At 65.2% G+C, this 23,885-nt stretch carries 23 protein-coding genes and 1 pseudogene; 13 read left to right on the forward strand and 11 right to left on the reverse strand.

Going from position 1 to position 23,885, the window contains the following annotated elements; genetic code table 11:
* Positions 1-64 precede the first annotated feature (64 nt).
* Positions 65-496 (reverse strand): annotated as a pseudogene (locus J1M86_RS26230) (protein-tyrosine phosphatase family protein); the annotation flags it as partial.
* Between the two features lie 279 nt (positions 497-775).
* Between J1M86_RS26230 and J1M86_RS05565 the strand changes: the two are divergent.
* The 3 genes from J1M86_RS05565 to J1M86_RS05575 all read left to right on the forward strand — a co-directional run bounded on the left by J1M86_RS05565 (position 776) and on the right by J1M86_RS05575 (position 1,838).
* The gene (locus J1M86_RS05565) at positions 776-1,114 is read left to right on the forward strand and encodes a hypothetical protein (RefSeq protein WP_206509092.1); all 339 of its coding nucleotides are present in this window, start codon (positions 776-778) and stop codon (positions 1,112-1,114) included.
* Positions 1,111-1,278: a hypothetical protein gene (locus J1M86_RS05570; protein ID WP_206509093.1), complete on the forward strand. Its 168-nt coding sequence runs from the start codon at positions 1,111-1,113 to the stop codon at positions 1,276-1,278. Before J1M86_RS05565 ends, J1M86_RS05570 begins: the two co-directional genes overlap by 4 nt.
* Before the next feature lie 86 nt (positions 1,279-1,364).
* Positions 1,365-1,838: an N-acetyltransferase gene (locus J1M86_RS05575; RefSeq protein WP_206509094.1), complete on the forward strand. Its 474-nt coding sequence runs from the start codon at positions 1,365-1,367 to the stop codon at positions 1,836-1,838.
* Between the two features lie 22 nt (positions 1,839-1,860).
* On the opposite strand, the gene J1M86_RS05580 is transcribed toward J1M86_RS05575, so the two are convergent.
* Positions 1,861-2,268, reverse strand: a complete 408-nt coding sequence (locus tag J1M86_RS05580; RefSeq protein WP_206509095.1) for a rhodanese-like domain-containing protein — start codon at positions 2,266-2,268, stop codon at positions 1,861-1,863.
* A gap of 148 nt (positions 2,269-2,416) precedes the next feature.
* Here J1M86_RS05580 and J1M86_RS05585 point away from each other — a divergent pair, with 148 nt between their 5' ends.
* Positions 2,417-2,893 (forward strand): Lrp/AsnC family transcriptional regulator, encoded by a 477-nt coding sequence (locus J1M86_RS05585; RefSeq protein ID WP_206509096.1) that lies wholly within the window; start codon positions 2,417-2,419, stop codon positions 2,891-2,893.
* Here J1M86_RS05585 and J1M86_RS05590 read toward each other — a convergent pair.
* On the reverse strand, positions 2,859-5,411 hold the full coding sequence (locus tag J1M86_RS05590) for an AMP-binding protein (RefSeq protein ID WP_307786531.1): 2,553 nt from the start codon (positions 5,409-5,411) through the stop codon (positions 2,859-2,861). The genes J1M86_RS05585 and J1M86_RS05590 overlap by 35 nt on opposite strands.
* A 102-nt stretch (positions 5,412-5,513) precedes the next feature.
* Between J1M86_RS05590 and J1M86_RS05595 the strand changes: the two genes are divergently transcribed.
* Both J1M86_RS05595 and J1M86_RS05600 read left to right on the forward strand, forming a co-directional pair.
* Positions 5,514-6,164 carry a GntR family transcriptional regulator gene (locus tag J1M86_RS05595; RefSeq protein ID WP_206509098.1) on the forward strand — a complete coding sequence of 217 codons (651 nt, stop codon included), beginning with the start codon at positions 5,514-5,516 and terminating at the stop codon, positions 6,162-6,164.
* A complete protein-coding gene (locus tag J1M86_RS05600) occupies positions 6,161-7,399 on the forward strand; it encodes an MFS transporter (protein WP_206509099.1) in 1,239 nt (412 codons plus the stop codon). Before J1M86_RS05595 ends, J1M86_RS05600 begins: the two co-directional genes overlap by 4 nt.
* A 58-nt stretch (positions 7,400-7,457) precedes the next feature.
* On the opposite strand, the gene J1M86_RS05605 is transcribed toward J1M86_RS05600, so the two are convergent.
* Positions 7,458-8,804 (reverse strand): M1 family metallopeptidase, encoded by a 1,347-nt coding sequence (locus tag J1M86_RS05605; RefSeq protein ID WP_075839428.1) that lies wholly within the window; start codon positions 8,802-8,804, stop codon positions 7,458-7,460.
* A complete protein-coding gene (locus tag J1M86_RS05610) occupies positions 8,805-12,737 on the reverse strand; it encodes a Pls/PosA family non-ribosomal peptide synthetase (RefSeq protein WP_206509164.1) in 3,933 nt (1,310 codons plus the stop codon).
* Positions 12,738-13,194: 457 nt separating this feature from the next.
* Between J1M86_RS05610 and J1M86_RS05615 the strand changes: the two genes are divergently transcribed.
* Positions 13,195-13,722, forward strand: a complete 528-nt coding sequence (locus J1M86_RS05615; RefSeq protein WP_075839429.1) for a hypothetical protein — start codon at positions 13,195-13,197, stop codon at positions 13,720-13,722.
* 19 nt (positions 13,723-13,741) lie between these two features.
* On the opposite strand, the gene J1M86_RS05620 is transcribed toward J1M86_RS05615, so the two are convergent.
* The 3 genes from J1M86_RS05620 to J1M86_RS05630 form a co-directional block, all read right to left on the reverse strand.
* On the reverse strand, positions 13,742-14,215 hold the full coding sequence (locus tag J1M86_RS05620; protein ID WP_206509100.1) for a YbaK/EbsC family protein: 474 nt from the start codon (positions 14,213-14,215) through the stop codon (positions 13,742-13,744).
* Between the two features lie 75 nt (positions 14,216-14,290).
* On the reverse strand, positions 14,291-15,250 hold the full coding sequence (gene alc, locus J1M86_RS05625) for an allantoicase (protein WP_206509101.1): 960 nt from the start codon (positions 15,248-15,250) through the stop codon (positions 14,291-14,293).
* Positions 15,251-15,255: 5 nt separating this feature from the next.
* Positions 15,256-16,257 carry a hypothetical protein gene (locus J1M86_RS05630; protein ID WP_206509102.1) on the reverse strand — a complete coding sequence of 334 codons (1,002 nt, stop codon included), beginning with the start codon at positions 16,255-16,257 and terminating at the stop codon, positions 15,256-15,258.
* A 127-nt stretch (positions 16,258-16,384) separates the two neighbouring features.
* Here J1M86_RS05630 and J1M86_RS05635 point away from each other — a divergent pair, with 127 nt between their 5' ends.
* Both J1M86_RS05635 and J1M86_RS05640 read left to right on the forward strand, forming a co-directional pair.
* Positions 16,385-16,990, forward strand: coding sequence for a TetR/AcrR family transcriptional regulator (locus tag J1M86_RS05635; RefSeq protein WP_075839482.1), 606 nt, complete (start codon positions 16,385-16,387; stop codon positions 16,988-16,990).
* Between the two features lie 28 nt (positions 16,991-17,018).
* Entirely contained in the window at positions 17,019-17,240 is a 222-nt protein-coding gene (locus J1M86_RS05640) for a DUF6480 family protein (protein ID WP_075839432.1), read from the forward strand.
* Positions 17,241-17,249: 9 nt separating this feature from the next.
* Here J1M86_RS05640 and J1M86_RS05645 read toward each other — a convergent pair whose 3' ends face one another.
* Entirely contained in the window at positions 17,250-17,759 is a 510-nt protein-coding gene (locus tag J1M86_RS05645) for a 2-oxo-4-hydroxy-4-carboxy-5-ureidoimidazoline decarboxylase (RefSeq protein WP_206509103.1), read from the reverse strand.
* Positions 17,760-17,905: 146 nt separating this feature from the next.
* Here J1M86_RS05645 and J1M86_RS05650 point away from each other — a divergent pair, with 146 nt between their 5' ends.
* On the forward strand, positions 17,906-18,733 hold the full coding sequence (locus tag J1M86_RS05650) for a crotonase/enoyl-CoA hydratase family protein (protein WP_206509104.1): 828 nt from the start codon (positions 17,906-17,908) through the stop codon (positions 18,731-18,733).
* A 49-nt stretch (positions 18,734-18,782) separates the two neighbouring features.
* Positions 18,783-19,253, forward strand: a complete 471-nt coding sequence (locus J1M86_RS05655; RefSeq protein WP_075839433.1) for a MarR family winged helix-turn-helix transcriptional regulator — start codon at positions 18,783-18,785, stop codon at positions 19,251-19,253.
* Positions 19,254-19,304: 51 nt separating this feature from the next.
* Here the strand turns inward: J1M86_RS05655 and J1M86_RS05660 are convergent, their stop codons facing one another.
* Positions 19,305-19,754: a PAS domain-containing protein gene (locus tag J1M86_RS05660; RefSeq protein WP_206509105.1), complete on the reverse strand. Its 450-nt coding sequence runs from the start codon at positions 19,752-19,754 to the stop codon at positions 19,305-19,307.
* 73 nt (positions 19,755-19,827) lie between these two features.
* Positions 19,828-20,319, reverse strand: coding sequence for an inorganic diphosphatase (locus tag J1M86_RS05665; RefSeq protein ID WP_206509106.1), 492 nt, complete (start codon positions 20,317-20,319; stop codon positions 19,828-19,830).
* A 159-nt stretch (positions 20,320-20,478) separates the two neighbouring features.
* On the opposite strand from J1M86_RS05665, the gene dacB reads away from it, so the two are divergent.
* Complete coding sequence (dacB, locus tag J1M86_RS05670) at positions 20,479-21,885, forward strand: D-alanyl-D-alanine carboxypeptidase/D-alanyl-D-alanine-endopeptidase (RefSeq protein ID WP_206509165.1); 1,407 nt, start codon at positions 20,479-20,481, stop codon at positions 21,883-21,885.
* Positions 21,882-22,982: a zinc-dependent metalloprotease gene (locus J1M86_RS05675; protein WP_307786532.1), complete on the forward strand. Its 1,101-nt coding sequence runs from the start codon at positions 21,882-21,884 to the stop codon at positions 22,980-22,982. Before dacB ends, J1M86_RS05675 begins: the two co-directional genes overlap by 4 nt.
* Positions 22,983-23,885 lie beyond the last annotated feature (903 nt).

The raw sequence follows: 23,885 nt of genomic DNA on the forward strand, positions 1-23,885 counted from the left end.
ACGACGGCCGCCAGGATCTCGCTCGACGGGGTAGCGAGCTATTCTGCTCAGAGCAGAGGTGACGTGCGTCGAACCTCGTCGCGAATCGCCTCTGCCACGGTGTCTCGACAGCTCGATGTGAGTAGTTCCTACGGACGTAGTCGACGACGTATTGGCCCGGCAGTCCATCGAGGGCGACGAGGCATGCCAGCGCGATACCTGTTCGCCCCAGACCGCCGCTACAGGAAATCTCGACCCGCTCGACTGTGCAGCGCTGCAACACTTCTCGAAGTACGCCCGCGAATGCCTGTTGATCGGAAGGCAACCAGAAGTCCCACCACCGCACCCATCGGCTGTCCCACTCGAACCCGGCAGGCTCCCTGCCCTGCAGATATACCCCGAGTTCCGGCGGCGGACCATTGGTAGCCGGATGGCGCAACCCTCGCCCCCGGATAAGGCGGCCGGAGGGCAATTGCATGACTCCAGGAGTGTTCACATCCCAAGTTGAACCCGGCATCGAGGGTATTCCTGTCTACTGATCGGCGCGTTCCATCGGTGGCTTCGAAGGTCCTGTCCAGCGTGGACATTTTGACCACCGATCGTGATCTTGTCTAGGACGGCATCGATGTCCCAGACGACGCAGCTGCCCGCCCCGGGGGCGCCTGAGACTACTCCTACTGCGAATGCGGCTGGTGCCGTAGCAGTCGAGCGCCGTTGCTGTCGGTTCGTTGGAATACAGTCCCCAGCGACCCGGGACCCTCCCCAACGAATTCCACTACGGGAAGGAAGCCTGCCCGTGCCAGCGCAAGCATGGATCACCCTCGTCGTCGGACTACTTGCCATCGTCGGCGTCGCCGGAACCGTCAGCCAACGCACTCGTGCCGACAACCGCGCCCAATCCTGGCAACGCATCACCTGGTGCCTCGAGCGCACCGTCAGCGACAATCCCGATGAAGCCGCACTCGGCTGGACCGTGTTCGGCACCGTCGCGGCAACACCGTTTATAGCCAGGACCGATCGGCGGACGCTCCGTGCAATCGCAGACCGGGACATCGCCGCCGACAGCGACGACCTGGCGGAAACCGACGACAACAGCGACAATGGTCCTACTGCACACCGCGAGGAGCGCTCATGACCACCACCGAACCGCGCCGGGCCTGGACCCCCGAGCAACGCCGGAAGGTCCGCGCGGCTGCCGCCGGAGCCTCCATCAAACTTCGCGAATACGACAAGGAGCCCGTCCCGCAGTGGCTCCGCGACATTGCAGCAGGCAAGGACATCAAGCCGCCCGCGAACTGACACACCGCACGACCCGACAGGCAGGCTTGGGTTTGCGTGACGCGCATGCCTTGGTCATGTCGAGGGGCTGACCGGGAAGGCACGTCATGAACAATGACCTCGGTACGTGCAACGTACTGGACCCCGACGGATTGGCTGATGCAGCTCAGCTACTCGTCGACTTCAATCGAGAATACGACGATCCTGCGCCTGAACCCGATTGGCTTGCAGCCCATCTTGCGAAGCTCATCCATGCTGGCGATACGAGTGTGTTGACGTTCGGCGCCCCCGGGATCGGTGTGGCGGTCCTCCGTTTTCGGACCGGTACGTGGACCGAGGCCCAGGAGGCGTACCTGGCCGAGTTCTACATCCAACCCGCTCACCGCGGCAAGGGTCACGGCACCGCGTTCCTCGACGGCGTCATCGCCCATGCGAAGGAACGGGGTGCCACGCAAATAGATCTGGCGACCAGCGCGGACGACGAGGCGGCCCGGCACGTCTACGAAAAACGGGGATTCGACTGTCACGAGGGTGGCCCAGGTGGTCCGACGTCCTTCTACTACGAACTCGAGATCGATTGACCCAGGATTCGAATCGGGTCGACTACCCGTCGCACCCGCAGTTGGACGGCAGCGTTGCCGGCTGGGCGTTCTTGCCCTCCGTCGCGTATCCGTCACGCCGCCACCAGTCGAGACCGCCCAGTAGCTCGGAGACGTCGAAACCCAACTCCAGCATGTTCATTGCGGCTTTCGTGGAGGCATTGCATCCGATTCCGTCACAGTAGGTGACGTACCGCCTATCCTTGGCGAACCCTTCCAACGTCGCCGACGACATCGTGCGATGGGGCACGTTGATCGCGCCTGGGATGTGTTCCGCAAGAAAAGCATCACGGCTGCGACCGTCGATGACGACGACTCTGGATCCCTCCTGCTGCAATGCCGCGTATAGATCCGAGGAATCCGTCTCGTATGCCAGTTTGTTCCGATAGAAAGCCATCTGCTCCGAAGGCATGCTGCCCCTTCCGTATTCACCGCTCGACAGCCTCGCTTGGCGGGCCGCGCCTGACACCGTCAACGCTAGATGCCGCGTATCGAGCAGGGAAGATGGACTTCACGGCATTGCGCGCTCTTGGCCGTCGATTCGGTGGCATTATCACTGGATGGCCGAGGATCAGACGCCCCCAATGGATACCGTCGACGCAGAGCTGCTTTCCGCGCTCCAAGAGGACGGCCGGCTCAGCATCGCCGAACTGAGTCGGAGGGTCCACATGTCCACCAGCGCCGTCGGCGAACGTGTGCGTCGACTCGAGGACAGGGGAGTGATCCGTGGGTACACCGCCGACGTGGACCCGGAGAAGCTCGGCTATCCGATTCTCGCCTATCTTCGACTCCGCTATCCCAGTAGCAATTACAAGCCGTTGCACGACGTACTGGATACGACGCCAGAGGTGGTCGAAGCGCACCACGTCACCGGCGACGACTGCTTCATCATCAAGGTTCTGGCTGTGTCGATGCGCGACCTCGAACGGATCAGTGGCCGGATCGGCGCACTGGGCTCGGTGACCACGAGCGTCGCGTATTCGAGTCCGATTCCGCGTCGCGCTATCGTCCCACCGTCGATTCGACACACGGTTTGACCAGACGTGCGCCCTTTGGGTTCCACCGGTGCCAGAGGGCAGTTGCGAAGGTCACGGCCTGCCAATAACAGATGCCGACCGCTATCGACAGAAATAGCGCCAGCCAGGGATGGTCGTCACGCAGCGGGAGGTACACCTGGAAGTGCGTGAGGTAGATGTAGAGGGAAGCGCTCGCCAGCACCCCGGCGATCCGTCCGACCAGCGCGGGGCAGGGGACCGACGTGACCCACACGAGCAGGCAGAGCCCACCGACGACGAGAATCTCGCGCTGTGTCTCACCGAAGAAGAACCCAGGGACTGTGGCCACTATGGCTGCGGTAACGCACATTCGGTGCAACACAGTGCTCGCCCGGGCGGCGGCCCAACCTAGCGCGAACAACCAGAACACCACCGACGCGGTCAGGATGCGGTTGCGGCCGTCGTCGACGTCGACCAGACCGTAGCGCGTCACCAGCCCCAGGGCCACGAGCGCCATGGCGAACCAGAACGGGTGGATCCGTTCGAGACGATCGACCATTGGAATGTAGAGCACCGCAACAACAACGAGGACGATGTACACGATCGCCTCGACGAACCAGTATCTCCATTCCGCGGACCAGCCGTCCGGGCCGAAGATCCCGTTGAGCAGGAATGCGCTGGTGACGCGGTAGTCGCCCGTGAGCGCGATGACGGCCCCGATCCAGACCATGCTGGGCACGGCGATCCTGGCGACGCTGATGAGCGCACGACGCATGCGTTCCTTGCGTTCGGCCGAACCGAGGTGAAAACGAGCAAAGTTGTAGCCGGCAATCCCGAGGAGCACATGCGCCCCACCGAGCAACGTGAACAGGTGAATGTGCGATCCGGCGATCAGAATGATGGCGATCGCACGCAGCAGCACATTCGTTTCCACTCGGCGCCAGCCGCGTCGCGGCCTCGGAGCGTGCACGAAGTCGCCGACCGGGGTGATGTGCCAGTTCTCGGGGAGGGAGCCGAGCAGTTCCTCGAGCCGGAGGGACATCCGAACGTACGAGAGCGAATCGCCGCCCAAGCTCACGAACGTGTCGTCGTCGGAGACAGTCCGGCAGTGCAGGATATCGGCGTAGAGAGCCTTCACATCGGTGCTCGTCACCATAGAGTCGGGACCGATTTCGCGACGGCCGGCAATCTCGGCGACGGCTCGGATGTCCGGCTTCCCGGTCGATGTCCGGGGAAGCTCGTCGACGACGCACACGCGAACCGCCGAGACGGGAAGGCCACTGGCCTCGGCGGTCCATCGCCGCACATCTTCCACATCACCGCTGTTTTCGACGACCGTGACGAGTTCGTCGATGCCACCGGTGCAGCAGGCGGTCAGCCCGCGCTGAGCGAGTGCAGAATCGACGTGCTGAAGATCGATACGCAGGCCGAACACTTTCGCGAATCGGCTTCGGCGGCCGACCACCTCGTACAACCCTTCATCGGTGCACTTGGCGAGGTCGCCGGTCCGCAGTTCGCCCGCCAGAGTGTCCCCGAGCGCGAGGTCCTCGGGGGCCTCTGCATACCCCAACATGACGTTCGGCCCCGAATATACGAGCTCGCCAGTCCCGTCCGGGGCGTCGGCCAGGGGCTCGAGTCGGAAGGATCCGCCGGGAATCGGCCGCCCGATGGTGTGCGGATGGGTGGCGGCGAAATCTGGTGGCAAGTAGGCCATCCGGGCTGTGGCCTCGGTTTGCCCGTACATGACGAACAGGTCCCAACCGCGGCGTCGGCCGAGTTCGGCGTAGCTTCGAACGCGCTCTGGGGGCAGCCGACCGCCGGCCTGAGTGATGTAGCGCAGGTCGGGCAGATCCAGCTGATCGAACCCGATGCGGTCGAGCAGATCGAAGGTGTACGGCACTCCCGCGAAGGTGGTGACGCGTTGGGCCCGGACGATATCCCAGAATTCAGGATCGGTAACCGAGGTGTCGGTGAGCACCAGTGCGGCGCCGCGCAGCAGGTGGCTGTGTATGACGGACAGCCCATAGCAGTAGTGCATGGGCAGCGTCGTGACAGCGCGATCGGTGTCGCGGATCGCGAGATAGTCCGCGATCGATTCGGCGTTGGACTGCACATTGCTGTGCGAGAGGCGCACGAGCTTCGGTGACCCGGTCGATCCAGAGGTACTCAGCAGCAAGGCGAGGTCGGGGTGCAGGCGGTGCGCGGTGTGCTGATGGAGTTCCTCGACGACCGTTCGACCGTCGACGGCGCGTACGACGACATCGGGGGAGTATGCCGCGATCAGCCCGTCGATGTTCTCGCCTGGGGCCAGCAACACCGGGTGCCCGCCGCGGAGCGCTGCGAGGTAGGTGACGATCGAGTCGATCGTGTTTGCACCGGCGACCAGCACCAGACGACGGCTACTTCCGAGCTCCCTGGCCTGTCGTTCTACGCGCTTGTCCAGATCGCGGTAGGTGACCGTCTCGTCTCCCGCCAGCAAGGCGGGTGCATCGCCGAACCGACCCAGTTGGCACGCGAAGTGCACAAATGGACGCTTTGTCTGGTTGGTCTTGCTGGCCACGCCGGAAACTATAAGGTATGCCGATCCTAAGTTCTCTACTGGAGCCGGGTTTCTTGTTACCCGGCGGTACATGCATTCGGGTGGCCATCTAGTATCTATGTTGTGTCTAAGGGAACTTCCGCCTCCGAGCAGGCGTACGCGACGGTCAAGGAGCTGATCGTCACCGGTGAGCTGCCCGGCGGCGAATTGGTCAGCGAGGGCGATATCGCTGCACGGATGAACATCAGCCGCACCCCTGTCCGCGAGGCGTTCCTCCGCCTGCAGGTCGAAGGGTGGATGCGGCTGTATCCCAAACGCGGCGCACTCGTTGTTCCCATTGCCCCAGGTGAGGCCGAACACGTCGTGTCCGCGAGGTGGCTCGTCGAAACCGGCAGTGTGCGGTCCCTCGCGAAAAACGATCCGGTCCGGACGGAACTCGTCGGCCACCTGAGGGAAAGCCTGGGCCGCCAACGTGAGATCGCCGCCACCGGCACCCGCGCCGAATTCAGCGCCGCGGACGCCGACTTCCACCGACTCATCGTGCGCGCCGGCGGCAACCCGCTGCTCGACGCCTTCTACGCGGGCCTGCGGGAGCGTCAGCGGCGGATGACGACCAGCTCGCTCGCCCGCGAACCAGAACAGATTCTGCGCATCGTCGACGATCACACCCGGCTCACGGACCTGATCGAGGCCGCCGACGCGGACGGGTTCTCGAACGCGGTCGACGCGCACATGCGTCGCACACACGGACTGAACGCAGGGGGCATGCAATGACCGAGTCGAGTACCGTCGCGCAGGCCGTCGACCTCGGCGCCAGGAAGTGGATTCTCGTCGCCGCCGGTATGTTCGCCGTGGCCTGGGGCGGCAACGAGTTCACGCCGCTGCTGGTGATGTATCGGCTCGAACACGGATTCTCCGCCGTCACCGTCGACACCTTCCTGTTCGCCTACGTCCTCGGAATCGTTCCCGCACTGCTCATCTGCGGTCCGTTGTCGGATCGGCTCGGTCGCCGCCCGGTCATGTTGCCCGCGACGGCGGTGGCCGCAGCCGGGTCGATTCTCATCGCCCTGGGCCCGGATACGGCGGCACTGCTGTTCGCCGGACGGGTCCTCAGCGGTATCGCACTCGGCATCGGCATGGCCGTCGGCGGTAGCTGGATCAAAGAGCTTTCCGCCCTGGACCCGGCAACTGCCGACGGCACCGGTGCCCGTCGCGCTGCGATGAGCCTGACCGCGGGGTTCGCGCTCGGCGCCGGTGTCGCGGGCGTGCTCGCTCAATGGGCACCGTGGCCGACCCATCTCGCCTACGCAGTCCACGTGATCATCTGCATCGCCGCCGGAATCGGCATGCTCTCGGTAGCCGAAACCAGGGAGCGCGCGCAGCAAGGGCGCTTGATCGACGACCTGAAAATCCCGGCAGCACAGCACAAACGGTTCCTGTTGATCGTGCTGCCGCTGGCGCCCTGGGTGTTCGGTGCGGCGAGCGTCGCGTACGCGGTGCTACCGTCGCTGATGGCGGAGCGCAGCGGCGGATATCCGATCGCGTTGTCCGCGTTGATGTCCGTGATCGCGCTCGGCGCCGGCTTTGCCATTCAAGCCGTCGGACGCCGGATCGACACTCCGCTTGCCGCGCGCGGCGCACTCGTATCATTGTCGATCCTCGTTTTCGGAATGCTGCTCGCCGCGTGGGCGGCATCCGAATTGACCATCGCGGCAGCGCTCATCGCCGCGGCCGTCCTCGGGTGCGGCTATGGAATGGCGCTGGTGTCGGGTCTGCAGGAGGTGCAGCGCATCGCCGGGCCCGACGACTTGGCCGGACTCACCGCAGTGTTCTACTCCCTCACCTACCTCGGGTTCGCGGTGCCGGCGATCTTGTCCGCGATCACGCAGCAGTGGCCGGGTGTGGTGACCTACCCGATGATCTTCACCTTCGGGGCCGTCATGGCCGCGTTCTGCTGGGTGTTCGTGCGCAGTCGATCCAGCGCGCACCTGGTCCGCCCACGAATTTAACCTCCTGTTGTGCGCGAAACAGACGATTTGGCGCACAACAGGAGGTTAGATCGCGAAATCAGGGCAGCGGGGGCAAGATGGTGCTCCCGAGCCAGGGCTCCCAGAAGTCGCGGGGGCACCCGAAACGGGAAGCGAGGTCGGTGAAGTCGACTGTGCTCACCGTCGAGTAGCGGTACTTCGACGTCCATTCTCGGATGAGTTCGAAGAACTTGTCGTCGCCGATCGTGGTGCGCAGAGCATGCAACGTCAACGCCCCGCGCTTGTACACGCGGTCGTCGAACATCTTGTCCGGTCCGGGGTCGGCGAGCACGAGATCTCGGGGGAGTCCGCGCTGCATCTGGTGGACGCGACGAGCTTTGGCGGCTGCGGGCGCACCGTCGGCGTGCTCGCACCACACCCATTCGGAGTAGCACGCGAACCCCTCGTGCAACCAGATGTCCTTCCATTTGCCCAGGGTCAGTGAGTTGCCGAACCACTGATGCGCCAACTCGTGCGCGACGAGCCGCTCGAAGTTGCGAGTCCCCGAACAGTGGTTGGCGCCGAAGATCGACAACCCCTGCGCCTCGATGGGGATCTCGAGGTCATCGTCGGTGACCACGACGGTGTACGCGGCGAACGGGTACGGCCCGTACAGCCGGGAGAAGGTGCTCATCATCTCGGTCTGACGACCGAAATCGTAGTCGAAATTACGTCGAAGTCGTTGCGGGAGAACCGCTTTGATCTCGACGGGCCCTCTGCTGGTGATGTGTTGGCTGTAGTGGCCGATCTGAATGGTGGCCAAGTACGTCGCCATCGGTTCGGGCTGCTCGTACACCCACGTCGTGCGGCTGGCGCGCGTCTGCTTACGCATCAACGTGCCATTGGCCACCGCGTAGTACGGCGAGTCCGTGGTGATGGTGATGCCGTAGCTGGCTTTCGAGACCGGGTGGTCGTCACACGGGAACCACGACGCCGCCCCGTTCGGCTGACTCGCCACGATCGCCCCCTCGGTCAACTCCTCCCAGCCGACCTCACCCCAGAAACCCTTGATGGGTTCGGGAGTACCGCTGTACTGGACGGATACCACCAGAGCAGCCCCGGAGGCGATGGGCTTGGCGGGAGTGATCGTCAGCTTGCCGCGCTGGTGGGCGAACTTCACCGAGCGTGAACCGTTGACCGATACCTTCGAGACCCGCAGCGCAGGACCGAGATCGAACGCGAACTTCGCGACCGTCGCCGTCGTGACGGCGGTGATTTTCGCTCGGCCGGCGAGCCTGTTGCTCTCGACCTTGTATTCGAGGTCCAGCTCGTACCGCGACACGCGGTAGCCGCGATTGCCGTTCTCGGGGAGATAGTCGTCGATCGGGTCGCTGTTCGCGCCGTGGTCGAACACGGGTGCCACCAGCTTGGACCGGTCGGACTTCACTCAGTTCTCCTCGGCGGGCATGATGCGTGCGTAGGGGTCGCCCTTCGCCCACGGCGCGATCGGATTGCCCTGCCACCGTGTGTGGTCCGGCACGGTGTCCCCGCGCATCACCAGCGATGCAGGACCGACTGTGGCCCCCTCACCGATACCTGCGGCGGGAAGTGCCACGCAGTGCGGTCCCAGAGTTGCGCCCTTTCCGAGTGTCACGCTGTCCATGGACATGATCCGATCATGGAACAGATGTGTCTGAACAACGCACCCTCGATTGACCGTGGCCCCGTCTTCGAGCGTCACGAGGTCTGCCTCGGGCAGCCAATAGGTTTCACACCACACTCCTCGGCCGATATCGGCGCCCAACCAGCGCAACCAGATGTTCAGTACCGCAGTACCCTCTGCAGCGCGCGCGAACCATGGCGCGGCCACCATCTCGACGAACGTGTCCGCGACCTCGTTGCGCCACACGAAAGAACTCCACAGCGGATGCTCGACCTTGTCGATGCGGCCCACCCACATCCACTTCGCCGCCGCGGACACTCCGGCGGCGACGGCGCCGGCGATGAGTAGCACTACCCCGCTCAGCAGCGCAGCGAGCCACCAGCCGTAATTCTCGGCCAGAGCCGTGAGACCGAACAGCACCCCGAGCCCGATGCCGAACGTGACCATGACGGGCAACAAACGGCAGGTCTCGACGAGCGAGCGGGCGATCTTGAGCTTGGTCGGTGGATCGAAGGTGCGCGAGGAGTCGGCTCGTCCCGCGGCCCGGCGCAACCGCACCGGCGGGCTGCCCAGCCACGACGAACCGGATTTGGCCTTGTCCGGTGTCGCGGACAGTACCGCGACCAGTCCGTTCTTGGGGACAGTGCGACCCGGCCCGGTCATGCCGGAGTTGCCGAGGAACGCGCGCTTGCCGACCTTCGCGTCACCGAGGTGCATCCACCCGCCGCCGAGCTCGTAGCTGGCGACCATCGTGTCGTCGGCGAGGAAGGCACCATCGGCGACAGTGGTGAACTTGGGAATCATCAGCACGGTGGACGCTTCGACGTCCTTGCCGATCTTGGCACCGAGGAGTCGAAGCCAGTGTGGGGTGAGCAGGCCCGCGTAGATCGGGAACAAGAACGTACGGGCGGAGTCCATGAGACGTTCCGTCGCCCACACCTGCCACCCGATGCGGCTACGCACCGGGTGATAGCCCTCGGTGAGTCCGATGCTGAGAACGCGCACCGCGACAAGAGTGATCAGTGCGAAGGTGCCCAGCGAGACGAGCGTCGCGACCGGCAGCATGATCGCGGCCCGACCGAGCGCACCGGTCAGCGTCGACGCTGTGTGCAGCCACCAGCCCATCAGCACCAGCGAGACACCGATCGAGAAGATCGCCATCCCGGACAGGAACAGTGAGGCCACCCCGTAGGCGAGCACCCAATGAGTGGCGCGGGGCGGGGCCTCCTGCGGCCAAGGATGTTCGGCTTTGCCGACTTTCGTCGCCGGCGACCCGGACCAGAGCTGGCCCGCTTTGACCCGACCGACGACGGCGGAACCGGCACTGACGACCGCGTTCTTGCCGATGGACGTACCCGGGAGCACCGTCGAGCGCGCCCCGACAGCGGCACCCGCGCCGATCTTGATCTCACCGATGTAGACGATGTCGCCGTCGATCCAATGGCCGCTGAGATCGACCTCGGGTTCGACCGAGCACCCGTCGCCCAGCTCGAGCATTCCCGTCACCGGCGGCAGGGTGTGCAAGTCGACGCCCTTGCCGATCTTCGCGCCCAGCGCGCGGGCGTAGTAGACCATCCACGGCGCACCGGACAGGTTCGACGCCCCGCTCGCGTCGGTCAGCCGCGTCGCCGCCCACAGGCGAACGTGCATGCTGCCGCCGCGCCGGTACGCACCCGGTTTCAGCCCGGCCAGCAAGATTCGGGAACCGACCACCGAGATGGCCATACGCCCGACCGGGGTGATGAAGAGAACGAACGCCAGGAGAATCCACCACCACGACACCGTCGGCGCCCAGGTCACGTCGGCAAACCAGGACATGACGTTGAACAGAATGCCGAGCCAGGTGACCCACTGCAGGCCCGTCAGCGTCGTCAGCGGGACCGTAGCCGCGATCTGCGCCCACTGAGCGGTGCGTGAGGTGGGTTCGACGTCACGCGGAACCACCTCGAGAGGCGGTTTCAGCTCGTCGAGGTACCGGGCCAGCGACCCGAGCCGAGGATGGTCGTAGAGCTGCGCGACGGTGATTTCCGGGAACCTCTCCCGCAGCGCCGTCACCAACTGTGCGGCCGACAACGAGCCGCCGCCGTTCTGGAAGAAATCGGCGTTCTCGTCGGTGACCTGGGCGCCGAGGATGTTGGTCCACAGCTGCGCCACCCAGCCGGCGGTTCCGCCCAGATCCGCGGCCTCGGCTTTTCCTGGGAGCGGCCAGGGTAGTGCGTTCCGATCGACCTTGCCCGAGGTGCGTGTGGGCATCTCCTCGACGAGCGCGAGGCGCGGCACCAGTGCCGCGGGAAGCTGCTCGGCGAGCAGGGTGCGCGCAGCGTCGAGGTCGAAGTTGGGATCGGTGCTGGCAAGGTATCCGACCAACACGGAATTGCCGGTACCGGTCTTGCGGACGGCGGCGGCCGCACCACCGACACCGGGAAGTGACTGCAACGCATTGTCGATCTCGCCGAGCTCGATGCGTCGGCCGCCGAGCTTGATCTGATCGTCGGCGCGGCCCTGGAACAGCAAACCTTCGAGCTCGAGTTTGACCAGGTCACCGCTGCGGTAGGCGCGGTCCCACCCGAGCGTCGGCATCGGCGCGTACTTCTCGGCGTCCTTCGCCGGGTCCAGGTAGCGGGCGAGTCCGACTCCACCGATGACGAGTTCACCGACCTCGCCGACGGAAACTGGCTTGCCGGCTCCGTCGACGACGGCGAGATCCCAGCCGTCGAGCGGTAGACCGATGCGGACCGGGCCTTTGCCGTCCATGATCGACGCGCATGCCACGACGGTGGCCTCGGTGGGTCCGTACGTGTTCCATACCTCACGGCCGTCGACAGCGAGGCGTTCGGCGAGCTCCGGCGGGCAGGCCTCGCCGCCGAAGATCAGCAACCGAACCGCTTCCAGTGCGACGGCAGGCCACAGCGCGGCGAGGGTGGGAACCGTCGAGACGACGGTGATGTCGCGCGAGACGAGCCAGGGGCCGAGATCGAAACCGCTTCGTACCAGCGAACGCGGGGCAGGCACCAGGCAGGCGCCGTGGCGCCACGCGAGCCACATTTCCTCACATGAGGCGTCGAACGCAACGGACAGCCCTGCCAGCACCCGGTCACCCGGGCCCAGCGGATCGTCCTGCATGAACATGCGGGCTTCTGCATCGACGAAGGCCGCGGCGTTGCGGTGACTGACGGCGACACCCTTGGGAGTCCCGGTCGAGCCCGAGGTGAAGATGACCCAGGCGTCGTCCTCTGGTGCCGGGATGGTGAGAGTCTCCGGCGCTGGAATGTCCTGCTTGTCTGCCGTACCGGCGGCGATGCCGCCCGCCGTCACGACCGCGGTGACCTTGGCCTCGCCGAACACCAGCTCGGCGCGTTCGTCCGGATCGTCGGCATCGACGGGCACATACGCCGCCCCGACGTTGAGGATCGACAGGATGGCGACGTACAGAGAGAAGGAGCCGGACGGCATCCGGATGCCGACGCGATCACCGCGTCGAACTCCGGCCCGGGCCAGCCACTGCGCGCCCTCGTCGATGTCCTCGAGAAGTTCGCGGTAGGTGACCGACACCGACCCGTCGTCGATGGCGGTGGCGTCGGGGAAGCGCGAGGTGGTCGCACGCAAGATGTCGATGAGGGTGCGCGGGCTCGGAGCACGCTCCGAGCGCAGATATACATCAGGTACGGCGGCAGCGGGCTGAGCGTCTGCCGATTCCGATTGTGATTGCACGGACAACCGGGTTTCCTTCATCTCGTCGGGCACTCGTAGGTCGTTGATCGTTATCTCATGTTCGGTTGGCCTGCAGGTGAACAGTCATTACGAGCTCGGCACCGGGGCAGTCTACTCGGGAAGGGGCCTTCGGCCCATGTGAGTGGTTGTACATAACCTGGCACGTACAACCACTCACATGGGGTGGTCTTGTTGCCGTGGCGCGATCGAAGAGTGGTCATCGCGGGGCATCCGCCGAAGACGTACCAGGAGGAACAAGGATGGTGGATCCCGGTGCCGAATCCCCGCGCGCGGCGCATGCGGTTAGCATCGCTGGATGAGTGCGAGTGCGAGTGCGTTGCGGCCGGGCCGCTGGTGGCGGCGCAGGCATCTTGATCTCTGCCGCACCTCGTCGGGATCGTGTTGGGCTGCGGGTTCGATCCAAACCCCGTAGTTCGGCGCCCTTACCCGAGGAGTACACCGCATGTCATCCACCTCAGCCGTTCGTGTCGCAGTCGGTCGTCGCGGTGCGTGGACCGAAATCACCGACGTATCACCAGCCCACAACGCATCGCCGCACGAAACGCTCCGGCGCATCCACGCCGCCGACCTGCGCGAAAGCCAGCAGATTCGTCTTCGAGCACGTTCCGAGGCCATTGCGGCAGGTGACGACGCCGACAGCGTCGCCGTCTTTCTCGACATCGAGATCTGGATCGCCGACGATGCGCGCACCGCTCGCCGGGAGTTCGCGGCCTCGGACAGCCCGGCGGTACCGAACTCGATCCGGTACGTCGGGACGCCGTCCGGGCTCGCCGGTCTGATCGCGGACATCGGAGCAGCCGAGGTCGCAGACGGTGTCACCCTGATCCCGGTCGGTGCCGATACGCGGGTTCTCGCAGCCGTAGCCCTCGGCGTGGTGTCGTGGCTCGAGAAGCGAGGAGTGGTGTTCTCTGCCGAGGCCGTGCGTGCAGCGACGGGGATGCTCCCCGGTGACGGTGTGATCGCGTCGTGACGGCATTCTCGATGCGCGCTCAGGTGACGCGGACCGCGAGCCCGGCAGTGATCCGCAACAGCTCGGAATAACTGGTTCGGAAGACCGTGTTGGGATGCCCGGCCGCCGCCCACACTTCTGGGTGATCGCCGAGCGCTTCGTCGATGTACGTCGGCAGATTGGTCGGGTGACCTACCGGCGCGATGCCGCCGATCGGTTGCCCCGTCGAGTGCTTCACCAGCTCCAGCGGCGCACGGGTCAGCGTGCCGCCGAGCCGTGCGCCCGTCGCTGTCATATCGACCTCGTGATCGCCCGAGACCAGCAGCAGCACCGGATCGTCGTCGAGTAGGAACACCAACGATTTCACGATCGCGCCGACGGGCACCCCCAGCGACCGAGCGGCGGCGGCCGCGGTTGCGGTCGGCTCGGGTGCGGTGATGACGACCCCGTGATGCCCGCGCGAGATCAAGATGTCGGCCACGTGGGCGGCGTTCGGATGTAGAAGCCGGGGCATGTACTCGAGGATATTGCCACAGCCCGAAATTCGCAGTCATCACGCGGTTTCCAGGCATCACCCGCTTGCGGTTGTCTAGGCAGTGACGTTGCCGAAGAGCCGCAATCGCGCCATGCCGCCGTCGGGGAAGATGTCCATCCTCACCTCGGACACCGGTTCGTCTTCCTCGATGAGGAATCGGTGGCGAGTGTCCGGTTGCAGCCGGGTGCGGGGGAGAAGTTCGACCCACTCGCCATCGCCGAGGCGACCCTTCAGCGACGCCGCGCCCGGTGCGTTGCCGATGAAGCAGGTGGTGTCGAGTTCGGCCAGTCGGACAGTGCCGGTGCCTGCCAAGGTCACCTGCACCCAGTCGTTGGATCCGCTTCGGCGACGGGAGGTCTCCCAGCCCTCGCCCATCGAACGTGGCGGGCCGGGCAGCAGCAGGTTGTTCGGTGAGCTGTAGAACATGTTCGAGCACGCGGAGATGTATCCGCCGTTCTCGAGAGCGGCCAGATCGAATGGGCCGGCGGCGGCGAAACCCGGGTCCGGGCGCCCGCGTCCGAGGACACGCAGTCGCGCGACCCCGCCGTCCGGGTAGATGGACAGCTTGACGTGCGTCCATCGCTCGTCCGAGATGACGTCGAAGCGGTTCTCGCTGTCGCCCTGAACAGGGCTGACCGCCACGATGGTCTTCCATTCGGCGTTCTCGTACAGCTCCTGCGCCGACGGGAATCCGTCCACCGACGCCGCTTCCACGGAAATGCGGGGCGGGTAGTTGCCGGTGAACCAGGCTGTGTCGACGATGATGGTGCGGATCACACCGGGAGCGCCCAGTCGGACGATCGCCTCGTCGTACCCGTCCTCGCGACGACGGCGCGTCTCCCAACCGTCGTAGATCTGGCCTTTGTGTCCGAAGGTTGCACTCTGGTAGTCGGGCTTGCCCGGTTTGACCAGATTTTCTTTCTCCGCAAAGGTTTCGTCGTTCGCCCAGACGACCGCGCCGCCCAGGGTTCGGACGGCCAGATCGGGTAGGGGGAGCGGGAAGGTTGCGGTCATGCCGGTCAGGATACTGGCTGCTGCTCCTCGTGCCTGTCCGACGATCGGGTCCTGTGAGCGGTGAATACGAGCAGCAATGCGACGCCGACGACGGCATACAGAGCCAGCGCGAGCGCCGGTTGTCCCAGGCCGGTGCCGGAGAAGTACACGATGCTGCGGACGCCCTCGGTGCCGACGCCCGGTGTGATCCAGCGACCGACAGCGGCATAGAACTCGGGTAGTACGTTGGGGCCGAAAGCGCCTCCTGCGCTGGGGTTTCCGAGAATCACGAAGACGATGATGGCAATCGGAACGGCGGCGACTCCGATCGCGGCTCGTAGGCCGAGCGTGAACACCGATGTAGCGAAGACGACTCCGGCGCCGAGAAGCCACAGCGGAAACCAATGGCTGGCGAAGGTTCCGAGGACATGGGTGACGAGCCACGCCCCCAGTGCGCCGGACAACACCGAATACGCGGCGAAGACCCCGAGTTGAGATGCGGCCTCTCGCAGCGAGTTCGGGGCGCCGACGAGTAGTCCGATGGCAGCGGCCAGGAGGTAGCCGCCGACCACCCAGCCCACTGCGAGGTAGAAGCCGGACAAGCCGCGATTGTCGTGGATGCCCACTGGAATCTCGTCGCGCACGACGAACTGACGGTTCTGTGACTGTTCCACCTCGGTGAAGATCGACTCCAGCGCAGCGGAAATGGAACTACCTGCCGCGCTCGCGGTGACGAGGGTGTCCGTACCCGAGGGGCTCAGGACGTAGGCGCCGAGGATCTCACGGTCACGAAGCAGCGTGCGGGCCTCGCCGGTGCTGTCGGCGGTTCGCGCGGCCAAGGGGGCGCCGTCGATGGCGTTCAATCTCGCTGCGGTGTCGATGGCGATATCGGCGGGCAGGCCCTGTTCGGCGACGACAGCGATGGGAATGTCCCGAGGCGTCGGTTGGTGGAACGCCGCCACGTAGCTCGCGATGAAACCGAGCTGCAGTATCAGCACCCCGAACGCGAGCCAACAAATCCTGCGCATACGAACTCCTTCGACATTGTGGATATCGACATTGTGGATACCCGAGGTATTGAATACTCTAGGTATCGTGAGTGCTGAGGGGCAAGAAGCGTGGCCACCGACACAGCCGTCGCGTTCCGGTGGGCCGCTGCCTCGGCCCGGGCGGGAAAACGTCCGTGAACGGCTGCTCGATGCGGCTGCCGAGGAGTTCACCGACAACGGGTACGCGGCGGCGAGGTTGCAGGACATCGCCCGCCGCGCGGGGTTCACCAAGGGTGCCGTCTATTCCAACTTCGACTCCAAGCAGGCGCTCTTTGCTCAGTTGCTGGCCAAGAAGTCGATGGATCTCGCCGCCCGGGTCATCGAGACCGTCTCGGGGCTGGGGCCGGGTGACGCCGCAGGACGAAGTGGCGACGCCATCGCGTCGTGGCTCGTCGATGAGCCGCGTTGGCCACTGTTGGTGACCGAATTTGCCATTCAAGCGGGCCGCGACCCGGCGCTCAACGGTGCGTATCGGAGTGAACGTCGTCACTTACGCAGCGAACTCGAGGCGTTGATCCGCGAGCGGGCGGCAGCATGGGGAGTGCAGGATTCGCTCGATGCGCGCGGAGTTGCGACGTCACTGCTGGCCCTGATCTCGGGTCTGGCCGTCGAACACTCGGTGGATCCCGAGCAGATCGATCAGCGGGCCATCGGTGATGCGATCACCGAATTGTTTCTAGGCGCGATTTCCCGCGCCGCGGAACGTGGTTGATCCGGTCACTACCGGGTAACCGTCGGTCATGTCTGCTGAGAACCCTGATCCGAGTGAAACTGCCGGCCTCGAAAGTGGTGGCAGCGTCACGCCCGGTGACACTCCACCCGCGGAGACAGGCGTCGGCGGGCCCCAGCACGAACCACCGCAGCGAACACTGAAGTTGCCGGTGATCTTCCTCGGTGTGCTCGGGGTAGTGGTGCTCATCGTGGTCATCGGTCTCATCGGCCGAGTTATCGGCCTGATCTAACCCAGCTTTTCAGAACGGCCAGCCCTCTTCCGGTCCCAAGACTCGCTCGATTCTGGTGTGGTTGATCTTGGCGAGCTCATCGCGCATGACTTTGCGCTCGGTCTCCAGGCTGTTGTCGAGCCGGTGTCCGAGATCGATGAGTATCAACCGCGAGTCCGGCTCGTCCTCGGCCGTGCCATCCTCGGGCACCGGCGGGGACACGATGTATCCGTAGCCATAGCGCTCGACATACATACGGCACGCGTCGATGAACACGCTCTGCGTGGCAGCGTCCATCCCCGAGCACACCTTCCCTGCCGATCGATGCGTGGAAACGATGCGGTCGACGTCGGCGTCGGACAATTGTCCGAGCTCGTCGTCGGCGCGCGCCATGAGTTCGGCGTATGACCTGAATGGCCGGGCGTCGGCAACCCGGGACGCCCACGTGAACGAGCAGCAGCATTCGTACAGCGCGTGGATGGCTTTGCGACGCGGTAGGTCGTTGAACGTCTCCAACCCAAGACCCCAGTGCATCATCATGAAAGTCATGATGGGCCGCGCATGGGGCAAAGCGCCAGAGAACAACTACGGTGTTTCCCCAGGTGTTACGCGGCGTAACAAGCCGTGCCTCCCGGAGGCCGCGCTCTCGCGCAAGTGCAGAACAGCGACCCATTAGGCTCGGCAAGATGACGGAACGTAACTGGAACGCATTCTCGGTCGAGATTTCCGACCACGTCGCTGCGGTGACGCTGCTCGGGCCTGGCAAGGGCAACGCGATGGGTCACGATTTCTGGACCGAGTGCCCGCAGCTGTTCGCCGAGCTCGATGCCGACCCCGAGGTTCGGGCGATTCTCCTGACAGGTTCCGGCAAGCACTTCACCTACGGTTTGGATCTCGCCGCCATGGGCGGCGAGTTCGCGCCGCTGATGGCGGACAAGGCGCTGGCGGGTCCGCGCACGGTTTTCCACGACATGATCAAGAGGATGCAGCTTGCGACCAACGCGGTTGCAGATTGTCGTAAGCCCGTCGTGGCAGCCGTGCACGGCTGGTGCATCGGCGGCGGACTCGATCTGATCAGCGCCGCGGACATTCGCTACGCCAGCGCGGACGCCAAGTTCAGTGTCCGAGAGGTAAAGGTCGCGATCGTCGCGGACATGGGCTCACTGGCACGGCTTCCGGCCATCATCGGTGACGGGCACCTGCGTGAGCTCGCCTTGACGGGCAAGGACATCGATGCTGCGCGCGCCGAGAAGATCGGCCTGGTCAACGACGTGTTCGCCGATTACGACGCGCTGCTCGAAGGGGCGCGCGCGACGGCGGCGGAGATCGCGGCGAACGCGCCACTGGTGGTGCAGGGCGTGAAGACGGTGCTCGATCATTCGCGTTCGGCTGCTGTCCACGACAGCCTCCGCTACGTGGCGGCGTGGAATGCGGCGTTCCTGGCCTCGAACGATCTGACGGAAGCAATCACGGCAGTCTTCGAGAAACGCCCGGCGAACTTCAGCGGCAGCTGAGATGGATACAGAAGCGGCAGCTGAGATGGATACAGAAGCGGCAGCTGACATGGATACAGAAGCGGCAGCTGAGATGGAGGAATGCGCCGAGGAACTCGGTACGCAGTTGGTTCGGCTGCAGCGGTTGCGTGAGCGGAAGTTGGCCCAGTTGTCGGCCGAGTCCGGTGGCGTGGAGGGCGCGGCGTTCGTGTGCCTGTTTCGACTTTTCCGGGACGGTCCGATGCGGTCGAGCGAGTTGGCGGCTTTGGTGAATTCAGATCCGTCGACCGTGAGCAGGCAGGTCAGCCAGTTGGTCGACCACGGTCATGTGGAGCGAGTGCGTGACGAGAAGGACGGTCGCGCGTATGTGTTGGCGGTGACGGAGAAGGGCCGCGAGGTTGCCGATCGGATGCTTCGCAAGCGGACGATTCATCTTGGTGCGGTGATCCAGAACTGGGCGCGGGAGGATCGTGTTGCGTTGGTGAATCTGTTGGATCGGTTCCTCACCGACTACGAGAAAGTTCAACCAAGCCGGCCGTGAGCCAGAGCGCTCGGCAGGTGCACGCTGGGCTCACGCGCACCTGCCGATCTGTCAGCGAAGCGCGCTCTTGGGGTCGTTCCAGAGCTGGTCGGTGAAGTCTTCCAACGCAACGAGGACGAGGTCGTCCTCGGCGCGCCGGAGGATGGACTTGCTCGCGCGGACCTGAACGACATCCCCGGTCTTGTCGGTCATGCGCCACAGGGAGTCGGCGCGGGTAGCGACGGTGGTGAGGAACATGTCTGCGACGTTGACACCCTCGGGTGCCTGGTCGGGGAAGATGTCATGCAGGTGGAAATCGGCCCGCTCGGACCTGTCGGTGCCGAACAGTTCGTCGAACGCTTCGTTCGCGAAGACGATCCCGCCGCTGGGGTCGACGGCGAGAATGGGTACCGGGATTCGGTCGAGCACCACGGTGACTGGCAGGTCGGGGAACTGAGCTGGATCGGATATTGCTCGCGACTCCGAGTTCCGGCGCTCGCCCGTCGTGTTGCTGTCGGTCATGGTTCTCCCCACCTGTGACTTGCCTCGGTTACCGTGCTTGCTGGTCTCGTCTGTACAAGTTCGCGATACGTGCTCAGTGCCCCGGATTGTCCGTCAAACGCTTGAACGACGCAGCGATTTCGGTTTCTGCTTCCGCGCGCCCGACCCAGTCGGCTGCCGTGACGTGCTTGTTCGGCTCCAGGTCCTTGTAGTGGACGAAGAAGTGCTTGATGGCGTCCAGTTCGAAGGTGGAGACATCGCTCAGGTCCTGAATGTGGTCCCAGCGCTTGTCGCCTGCGGGAACGCAGAGCACTTTGTCGTCTCCGCCGGCTTCGTCGACCATCTTGAACATCGCGACGGGGCGCGCTTCGACGACTACTCCGGGGTAGACCGATTCGGGGAGCAGTACGAATGCGTCCAGCGGATCGCCGTCCTCGCCGAGGGTGCCTTCGATGTAGCCGTAGTCGGCCGGATAAGCCATCGCCGTGTACAGGTAGCGATCGAGGCGGACGCGACCGGTCTCGTGGTCGACCTCGTACTTGTTGCGCTGACCCTTGGGGATCTCGATGGTGACGTCGAACGGCACGTGCAGTCCTCGCTGTTCTTCTATTCGCGTACGTATGGAGTGACGCAATATGGTGGCGGCGCCAGCGTACCGGACCCGTGGATACTGTTGAAGAAGCTGCCACCGGGCAGTTCCGGCGCCGACGGTGTGGATCGACGGCAGAACTCATGTGGAGGAGCGTTGGCGGGGTTGACCAAGCGATTCTTCGGTCCGACCGCCGGTCGGAAGCGGCGTAGAGCCCGAATTCTGCTGGCACTCGGTGTGATTGTGCTGCTCGCCACGGGGGCCACCGCGGTCGCGGCGATCGTCCCGAACGTCTCCGGTGACTCGCTTCCAGAGGCGAGCGCACCGGAACCGGATCCGGTGATGCCGAGTCCAGTCATCGTTCCGCTACCGGATTCGGACTCGATTCCCACTGCGGAGGGTCTTGCTGCCGCACTGGCTCCTGTCGTCGGTTCGGAGGGGTTGGGCACGTTCTCGGGTGCTGTCGCGGACGCGGTCAGCGGTGAGGTGCTGTGGTCGCAGAATCCGGACGCGCCCATGACACCTGCGTCGACGGCGAAGCTGTTGACCGCATCCGCAGCCATGTTGACGCTTCCGCCGGAGCACCGCGTCTTGACACGCGTGGTCAGGGGCCAGGTCGACGGCGAGATCGTGGTGGTCGCGGCGGGCGACCCGACTTTGACGGCGCAGCCGGCCGGCAGCTCCGGGTACTACCCTGGCGCGGCGCGGATCGACGACCTGGTCGAGCAGATCGAGCGGTCGGGTGTCGAGGTGAATCGGATACTGGTGGACACCTCCGCATACACCGGTCCGACGATGGCTCAGGGATGGTTCGACCCTGACGTCGCCGCCGGCTACATCACCCCGATCGAGCCCATCATGATCGACGGCGGCAGGTCGATTCCGCTCGAGGACGAATCTCCGCGCAGCGCGCAACCAGCACTGGACGCGGGTCGATCGTTGGCGACCGGGCTGGGAATCGATCCAGCGCTCGTCGCGATCGGCTCCGCGGCCGAGGGGTCGGACCAGGTGGCGAGCGTGCAGTCGGCCCCGCTGCGGGTCCGGCTCGGCCAGATGATGCAGCTTTCGGACAACGTCCTCGCCGAGGCGGTCGGTCGAGAGATCGCGATCGAGATGGGCCTACCGGCATCATTCGGCGGTGCCGTGGACGCGGTGAGCCGGACGCTGAACTCGGCCGGCTACGACCTGTCCGGGTTGACGTTGCACGATATGAGTGGCCTGTCCGTGGACGATCGCATTCCGGCCCGGCTGCTCGATCGGATCGTGACCTCGGCGGCTGGATCTGAACGTCCCGATCTGCGCCCGATGCTCGACTACCTGCCGGTGGCAGGGTCCACCGGCACCCTGTCGGATCGGTACGCCACCAACAGCCGCATCGGCGCCGGATGGGTGCGGGCAAAAACTGGCACACTGTCGACAGCAAGCGCTCTCGCTGGATACGTCGTCGATGTTGACGGGAGAGTACTCACGTTCGCACTCATGTCCAACGACCAGCCGCCAGAAGTGAGCAGGCCCGCTTTGGATGCGGTGGCGTCGACGCTCAGATTGTGTGGTTGCCGGTGACCGACAGCACGGAAACGACAAGCAGCGACGAGACAGGCCGTGGTTTCGGGGCGTCCGTCGATTGGCGGCTGGCCTCCAAGACCGGGTCCAAACTGGCTCCGAAAGGGCCGTCGACCTCGCGATACACCTTCGATGCCGCGTTCGCCGAGCTCGCGGATGCGTCGGTCCGCGCCGAGGGGCCGGTGCGCGAGACGACAGGGCTGGCCGACGGCCTCCCGGTTCCTGACGCCCAGATCGTCGACCGGTCCGGATGGATCGACGCCGCAGCAGCGTCGATGAAGCACCTGACGGGCGAAGGGGAGACATCGGGCGGACTCGGCAGCGGAGCCGCGGGCGGCCTGGGCGGCGTGCTCGGTGGCAAGCCTGCGGGTCTGCAAGCAGGTGCGATGTTGGCCTTCCTGTCGACCGCGATCCTCGGACAGTACGACCCGTTCACCGGGGAAAACGGCACGCTGTTGCTCGTCGCACCCAACATCATCGCCGTCGAGCGGGCACTACGTGTATCGCCGAGCGACTTCCGCCTCTGGGTGTGTTTGCACGAGGTGACACACCGGGTGCAGTTCTCCTCGGCGCCGTGGCTCGGTGAATACATGCGCGATTCGGTCTCGGTGCTGTCCGAGAGTGTGGACGAGCCGTTGACCGAGCTCGCTGCCAGGGTTTCCGGTGCCCTCAAGAACCGCAAGGAATCGCACCGGGCCGAGGACGCGGGCATCCTCGGACTGCTGCGCGCGACGCAGGCTCCGGTGCAACGCGACGCGATCGACCGTCTTCTCGTGCTCGGCACGCTGCTCGAAGGGCACGCCGATCACGTGATGGATGCCGTCGGGCCCGCGGTGGTGCCGTCGGTGCTGCAGATCCGAAGCGCGTTCGACAGTCGACGTCGACGCAAGCAGAACCCGCTTCAGCGGGTGATTCGTGCGCTGCTCGGTATGGACGCCAAGATGGCGCAGTACGTGCGGGGGAAAGCCTTCGTGGACCACGTTGTCGGAGTTGTGGGGATGGAGCGCTTCAACACCGTGTGGACCGACGCCGGGACTTTGCCGCTGCTGGACGAGATCGAGCACCCGGACCGGTGGATCGCCCGAGTGCTGGGCTGATGTTGCCCGAGGGCCCGGCTGTTCTCGAGCTCCGACATGCGGTGCGTTCCTGGTCGGTGCAACGGGCCCGCGCCGTCCGCGCCGCCACCCCGATCGCCGTCGCCCTGTCCGGTGGCGCCGATTCGCTGGCGCTGACTGCCGCTGCCGTCGCGGAGTTCCCGGAAGTGGTGGCGCTCGTCGTCGACCACGGCCTACAACCGGGTTCCGAAGATGTCGCCGCGACCGCGGCCCGCCGCGCTTTGATGCTGGGATGCGTCGATGCGACGGTGACGACGGTGCACGTCGGTGGTGATGGCGGAATGGAGGCGGCTGCGCGCCGTGCCCGCTATGCCGCGCTCGAGACTGCACGCGGTGATGCTGCGGTGTTGATCGCACACACCCTCGACGATCAGGCCGAGACTGTGCTGTTGGGTTTGGCGCGTGGGTCCGGGCCGCGATCGATCGCCGGAATGATGCCGTGGGATTCACCGTGGGGAAGGCCGTTGCTGGGCGTTCGCCGGGCGGTGACCAGGCAAGCCTGCGCCGAACTCGGGTTCGACCCGCACGAGGACCCGCAGAATGTCAGTGCGGATTTCACCCGTGTGCGTCTGCGTCAGGAGGTTCTGCCGCTGCTCGAGGACGTGTTGGGTGGGGGCGTCGCTCAGGCGCTCGGGCGTACCGCCACGCAGCTCCGCGAGGATGGCGACGTGCTCGACGCCCTCGCTGACGATCTTCTGGGTGGTGCGCTCGCGGGTGATGATCTCGATGTGACGGCGCTCATAGCGGTGCCGGTGGCGCTTCGCCGACGCGTGCTGCGGTCTTGGCTGCTCGGGGCCGGCGCGACGGGGCTTTCGGACAAGCAACTGCGATTGATCGACGACCTGGTGGGGGGCTGGCTCTTCTTCACATCTGACGCTGCCGACG

Origin of the sequence: Rhodococcus sp. KRD197, from assembly GCF_017168235.1 — a bacterium.
GTDB lineage: Bacteria > Actinomycetota > Actinomycetes > Mycobacteriales > Mycobacteriaceae > Rhodococcoides.